4 protein-coding genes are annotated in these 5,019 nt (G+C 63.4%); 2 read left to right on the top strand and 2 right to left on the bottom strand.

The window, feature by feature from the left end:
• Positions 1-111: 111 nt before the first annotated feature.
• Entirely contained in the window at positions 112-1,356 is a 1,245-nt protein-coding gene (locus ACPZMI_RS03350) for an MFS transporter (RefSeq protein WP_186721465.1), read from the bottom strand.
• A 107-nt stretch (positions 1,357-1,463) separates the two neighbouring features.
• Between ACPZMI_RS03350 and ACPZMI_RS03345 the strand changes: the two genes are divergently transcribed.
• Together ACPZMI_RS03345 and ACPZMI_RS03340 are read left to right on the top strand one after the other, a co-directional pair.
• Entirely contained in the window at positions 1,464-2,369 is a 906-nt protein-coding gene (locus ACPZMI_RS03345) for a LysR family transcriptional regulator (protein ID WP_426351667.1), read from the top strand.
• A 52-nt stretch (positions 2,370-2,421) separates the two neighbouring features.
• Positions 2,422-3,195: a ParA family protein gene (locus tag ACPZMI_RS03340; protein WP_054891199.1), complete on the top strand. Its 774-nt coding sequence runs from the start codon at positions 2,422-2,424 to the stop codon at positions 3,193-3,195.
• Positions 3,196-3,387: 192 nt separating this feature from the next.
• On the opposite strand, the gene selO is transcribed toward ACPZMI_RS03340, so the two are convergent.
• Positions 3,388-4,848, bottom strand: coding sequence for a protein adenylyltransferase SelO (selO, locus tag ACPZMI_RS03335; RefSeq protein WP_426351666.1), 1,461 nt, complete (start codon positions 4,846-4,848; stop codon positions 3,388-3,390).
• Positions 4,849-5,019 lie beyond the last annotated feature (171 nt).

Here is a 5,019-nt window from a genome sequence, read left to right as displayed (position 1 = left end):
GAGGTGGAGAAACACCTGATGAGCGGTGAGGGGGGTGGGGGTATCGTGGAGATCGTAAACGGAAGAAGGTTGTTTTGCGGCGGTTTGGCGCCCCGAACCGCCGCGAATGCCTCACACCGACTTAGGTGCCAACTTGCTCAGGCGCAACGCCACCAGCAATGCCACTGCCAGCAAACTGCCGATGAACAGGCCGATGCCATTCCACCCGGCGTAATGCCAGAACATCCCGCCCGCCGTCCCGGCGACACTCGATCCCGCGTAATAGCAGAACAGGTACAACGAAGACGCCTGCCCCTTGGCCTTGAGCGCGCGTCGGCCGATCCAGCTGCTGGCCACCGAATGGGCGCCGAAGAAGCCGAAGGTGAACACCAGCATTCCGACGATCACCACTGGCAACGGGGTGAACAGAGTCATCAGCATGCCACCGGCCATCACCAGGATGCTCGCCCAGAACACCCTGCGACGCCCCAGCCGATCGGCCAGCGCGCCAACCTGCGCCGAGCTGTAGATGCCCGACAGGTACACCACCGACAGCAAGCCGACCAGCGCCTGGTTCATGTGATAGGGCTCGGCCAGCAGGCGATAGCCGATGTAGTTGAACAGAGTGACGAAGGCGCCCATCAGCAGGAAGGCTTCGAGGAACAGCCAGGGCAGGCCGGCATCCTTGAAGTGCATGAGGAAGCCGTCGAGCAGATTGCGTGGCTTCAGCGACTGGGCGCGGAAGTTGCGTGATTCCGGCAGCACCTTCCAGAACACTACCGCGGCCAGCAGCGCCAGGCTGCCGATCACCAGCATCGCGGTGTGCCAGCTGACGAAGTCGATCAGCACCCCGGTGATCAGCCGTCCGCTCATCCCGCCGATGGCATTGCCACCGATGTACAGGCCCATGGCCAGGCCGATGTGCTGCGGGTGGATTTCCTCGCTCAGGTAGGTCATTGCCACCGCCGCCAGGCCGCTCAGCGACAGGCCGACCAGTGCGCGGGTGGCGAGCACGCCTTCCCAGGTCGGCATCACTGCGCTGGCCAGTGTCGCCAGGGCAGCGCACACCAGGGCCGAGACCATCACCGGCTTGCGCCCGATGCGATCGGAAATGGGCCCGGTGACCAGCAGGCCGAACGCCAGCATGGCGGTGGACACCGAGAGCACCAGGCTGCTCTGCGCAGCATTGATCGAGAACTCCTGCGACAGCAGCGGCATCATCGGTTGCACGCAGTAGAGCAGGGCGAACGTGGCGAACCCGCCGCTGAACAGCGCCAGCACGGTTTTCATGAAGGCTGGGGTGCCTTTTTCGATCCACACGTCGTTCAGGGGAGGCACTTCGGGTTCGGCAGGAAGGAGGGCTACAGCAGTTTTCACGGGTGATACCTCTGGCGCAATGAAAAAAGCATATAGCTGGCTAATGATTAGATCCAATATATTGTTCGACCTATTTGATAGCTTTAGCGACTTATTTGGGGCCGATCATGGAACTGCGTCACCTGCGTTACTTCATCGCTGTCGCCGAAGAGCTGCACTTCGGCCGTGCAGCCCAGCAACTGGGCATCTCACAGCCGCCCTTGAGCCAGCAGATCCAGGCGCTGGAACAGGAGTTGGGCGCGCGTCTGTTCGAGCGCACCAATCGTCGGGTCGAGCTGAGCGAGGCTGGACGACTGTTTCTCGAGGAGGCACGCCAGGTGCTGGCGCAAGTCGACAAGGCGGCCGATGTGGCGCGTCGTGCGCAGTTGGGGGAACTGGGCGAGATGAAGATTGGCTTCACCTCGTCGGCGCCCTTCACCTCGAGGATTCCCCAGGCGATCCACGCCTTCCGCCAGCGCTTCCCGGCGGTGCACCTGCACCTCAAGGAGATGAGCAGCCGTGAGGTGGTCGACGCGGTGTTCGACGAATCCATCGAGGTCGGCCTGATGCGTCCGCTGCCGGTGCCGGAAGGGCTGGCGGTCACCGAGTTGTTTCGCGAGCCGCTGGTCGTGGTGCTCAATGCCTCCCATCCGCTGGCGCTGGGCGGCGAGCAAGGCCTGTATATGCGGGACCTGGCTCACGAGCCGTTCGTATTCTTCCCACGCAGCTACGGCAGCGGTCTGTATGCGCAACTGATGGACCTAGCACGCCAGGCCGGCTTCAGCCCGCATTTTGCCCAGGAAGCCGGTGAGGCGCTGACCATCATCGGGTTGGTCTCGGCGGGCCTCGGGGTATCGGTGCTGCCAGCGTCGTTCCAGCGCATCCGCATCGATGGCGTGGTGTACCGCACGCTGCTCGACGAGCAGGCGAACAGTGCTGTCTGGCTGGTGCGCCGCGAGGGCGCGGGCTCTGCGATGGCCAGGGCGTTCGTCGATCTGCTGGCGGGGCTGGAAAAGCCCGAAGGTGCTGGCTAAACCGCCGCGCCGGACACATACTCGGGCATTCCCTGATACACGGAGGTCAGTCATGCGGCGCGTGGTGTTCAATCAGAAAGGTGGCGTGGGCAAGTCGAGCATCGCCTGCAACCTGGCGGCGGTCAGTGCCAACGAAGGCTACCGGACCCTGTTGATCGACCTGGATGCCCAGGCCAACTCGACCCAGTACCTGACCGGTTTGACGGGTGACGATATCCCCATGGGTATTGCCGATTTCTTCAAGCAGAGCCTGTCCAGCGGGCCGTTCAGCAAGAAGAACAAGGTCGATATCTACGAAACGCCCTTCGACAACCTGCACGTGGTCACCGCCACCGCCGAGCTGGCCGACCTGCAGCCCAAGCTCGAGGCCAAGCACAAGATCAACAAGCTGCGCAAATTGCTCGATGAGCTGGACGAAGACTACGAGCGGATCTACATCGACACCCCGCCAGCGTTGAATTTCTATGCGGTTTCCGCGTTGATCGCCGCAGATCGTGTGCTGATTCCCTTCGATTGCGACAGCTTCTCGCGCCAGGCCCTGTACGGCCTGCTGGCCGAGATCGAGGAACTCAAGGACGACCACAACGAAGACCTCCAGGTAGAGGGCATCGTGGTCAACCAGTTCCAGTCACGGGCCAGCCTGCCTCAGCAGATGCTCGACGAGCTGCTCGCCGAGGGCCTGCCGGTGCTGCCGGTGTACCTGGGCAGCTCGGTGAAGATGCGCGAATCCCACCACGCCAGCCTGCCGCTGATTCACTTGGAGCCGCGGCACAAGCTGACACAGCAGTTTGTCGAGCTGCACTCGCTGCTCGAAGAAAACGCTTAGATCCCTTCCCTGCGCACCCACTCCAGCAATGACTGCAGTGGAAACGCCCCCGCTGCGCGGTGAATGGCACCGGCTTTGCCGGTGTTCGCGGGCAAGTCGGGGCGCCGAACCGCCGCTCCCACAGGGATGGATTGCCCCCAAGAAGTTGGACACCAATCCAACCCTTGGGGGCAAGTCCAGGTCAGTCGTAGTTCAGGAAGAGCAGCTGATTTCCAGGTGCTTGCCCCACTCCGGTGGCCGCTCGGCATAGGCTTGCATCCCGGGCTGCTCCTCGAACGGCTTGCACAGGACCTGGTGCAGGCGTCGCACTTCACTGTAGTCCCCGCCCTCTGCCGCTTCGATGGCGCGCTGCGCGAGATAGTTACGCAGGATGTACAACGGGTTGACCGCATGCATGCGCTCACGCCGACCCTGCGCGTTACCCGCTTCGCGCTGGCAGCGCGCCAGGTAGTCGGCGCCCCAGGCGTCGAAGCCGGCGAGGTCGATGAAGTCATCGCGAACCACCTGCAGTGCCTGTTCCACAGGTTGCTCGCCAAGGCGGCGGAAGAACAGGGTGTAGTCCACGCCCCCACTCTGCATGCGTTGCAGCAGGCGTTCGACCAGGGCCATGTCGCCGTCTTCGGCGGTGGTCAGGCCCAGTCGTCGGCGCATCAGGTCCAGATAGTGCGCCTGGTACAGCGGCAGGAACAGCCCGAGGGTTTCCTTGAGCGCATCCACTTCGATCACCTTGGTCAGGGCCTGGGCCAGGGCGCTCAGGTTCCAGTGGGCGATCGGCACCTGGTTGGCGTAGCTGTAGCGGCCGCGGTCGTCGGAGTGGTTGCAGATGAAGTTGGCGTCGAAGTCGTCGAGGAAGGCGTAGGGGCCAAAATCGAAGGTGATGCCCAGGATCGACATGTTGTCGGTGTTCATCACCCCGTGGCAGAAACCATAGGCCTGCCAGCGCGCGATCAGCTCGGCGTTGCGCTCGACGATGGTGCGGAACATCGCCAGGTAGGGCTGTTCGGCGTCGCGACATTCGGGGTAGTGCTGTTCGAGCACGTGGTCGATGAGTACGCGTTGCTGCTCGGGCTGCTGGGTGTAGTAGAAGTATTCGAAATGACCGAAGCGCACGTGGCTCTGCGCCAGGCGTAGCAGCATGGCCGCGCTTTCACGGGTCTCGCGCCACACCGGGGTGCTCGAACCCACCACGCACAGCGCCCGGCTGCTGGGGATGCCCAGGGCGTGCAGTGCTTCTGAAGCAAGGAACGCGCGGATCGACGAGCGCAGCACCGCGCGGCCGTCGCCCATGCGCGAGTACGGTGTCTGGCCGGCGCCCTTGAGGTGCAGGTCCCAATGCTCGCCGGCATCGTTCAGCACCTCGCCCAGCAGCAGGCCGCGGCCGTCCCCCAGGCGCGGGTTGTAAGAGCCGAACTGATGTCCGGAATAGACCATCGCCCGTGGGTCGGCTTCTTCCCAGAGCTTGTGGCCGCTGAACAGCTCGGCGAACACCGGCTCATCGGCCTGGGCCGGGTGGAGGTCGAGCAGCGCCATGGCCGATTCGCTGGCGACCACCAGGCGCGGCTCGGCAATCGGCTCGGGCAGCACCTGGGTGGAGTAGGTGTCGCCGAGTTGGGCGAAGCGGTTATCGAAGGTGAGTTGGTCGAGGGCTTTCACGGGGCCGGCTCCTGAAGTCTGGACATCGGGGCCGCCTTGCGGCCCTGGGGGGGGGGGAGGGAAAACCAAAAAAAAACAAAAAGCTCCTGAGGGGAGAGAGGTGCCCCAGCCAAAAAGAAAAAACAAACAAAAAACCCCCCCCCAGAAAAAAGACTCGGCTCGACCACACCA

This window comes from Pseudomonas wayambapalatensis (assembly GCF_049942315.1).
In the GTDB taxonomy this organism is placed as follows: domain Bacteria; phylum Pseudomonadota; class Gammaproteobacteria; order Pseudomonadales; family Pseudomonadaceae; genus Aquipseudomonas; species Aquipseudomonas wayambapalatensis.
Note: the sequence above shows the minus strand (reverse complement) of the source record. Positions and strands in the feature narration are given on the sequence as shown.